The organism is Desulfovulcanus sp., from assembly GCF_982781345.1.
On record NZ_CEYAEZ010000169.1, the window covers coordinates 1 to 1,274 of the forward strand.

At 45.8% G+C, this 1,274-nt stretch carries 1 protein-coding gene; it reads left to right on the plus strand.

What is annotated here, in order from left to right; translation table 11 throughout:
• Positions 1-494 precede the first annotated feature (494 nt).
• Positions 495-1,274 (plus strand): arginine--tRNA ligase domain-containing protein (gene argS / locus AC3WVG_RS11995; RefSeq protein WP_488798351.1); only part of this gene is annotated, 780 nt, incomplete at its 3' end.

The window sequence follows — 1,274 nt, forward strand, 5'->3', positions numbered from 1 at the left end:
CGGGTACTTGCTCATTCACTTTATTGCACACTAGCCCTACGCCTAGTAGTCAAATCGCAATTTCATCGATTTGATCATCCTTCCTTTTAGGTTTATAGGCTGGGGTTTTGTCCCTTTTCCTCTTAACTTGCAGCAGGATATTTGAATACCAGTCCTCTTTTCTATTTCCCTCACGGACAAAACTGAAAGTCTGGAGGTTTTGCAAGGAATGCAATCGTAGAAATGCGACTGTGCGTCTGCATAGGCAGAAAGCAAATGTGACATGGAAGGATTTTGGACCGACCAAAAATGACTATGTGAAATATTGTCCTGTGTGTCGAAAAAGAACTGCCACAAAAATCAAAGAAGAGCGGCATAGTAAATAAATGGTGGACGATGGTGCATAAAAAGTGTGTTCAAGACATGAATACATAGTGTGATCAATATGAAGTGAATTACAAAGCTCGACATAGTGCTTTTTCCTTTTTATATTGCGCTACTTTTGAACACTCAATTTGTACAGCTCGCTTGCCACTCTAATCGGCGAAAAATTGAACGATGCCTACGGCTTGAGCACAGATGTTGTCCTTGCTCCTCCGTCGGATGCGTCGCATGGTGATCTCACCACAAGCATAGCTATGCAGGTGAGTAAAAAAGTTGGTAAGCCGCCGCAGGAAATTGCAAAAAATTTGATCGATGCGCTTGGGGACGTGGAGGACATAGCTAAGGTGGAAGTTGCCGGGCCGGGTTTTTTGAATATAGAGCTGACACATGATGCGCGCCTTAAAAGCCTCGATAGCGTGCGCGCCGCGTGTAAAAAGCGCGAAAGCAGCGATGGGCCGCCTGTTATAGTGGAGTACTCACAGCCAAATATTGCCAAACCACTGGGCGTGCATCATCTGCTTGGTACAGTCATAGGCCAGGCGGTTGCCAATTTGTACCGCCATTTTGGTTACAACGTAGTTACATGGAACTATATCGGCGATTGGGGGACGCAATTCGGCAAGCTGTTTGTTGCGATGAAGAGATGGGGGAGCGGGAAAGCAATCGCTGAGTACACCCTTGATGAGCTTCTTGGTTTGTACGTGCGTTTTCATGAAGAGATAGAACGCATTCCGTCTCTGGATGATGAGGCCAGAGACGCTTTTCGCAGGCTTGAGGCCGGTGATGGAGAAATACGAGCTTTTTGGCAGGACGTAGTCGATGTAAGCAAGAAAAGTATTCAGAAAATATATGACCGCCTTCATGTTTCGTTTGATGTGACACGCGGAGAAAGCCCTTATGAAGAAACTATG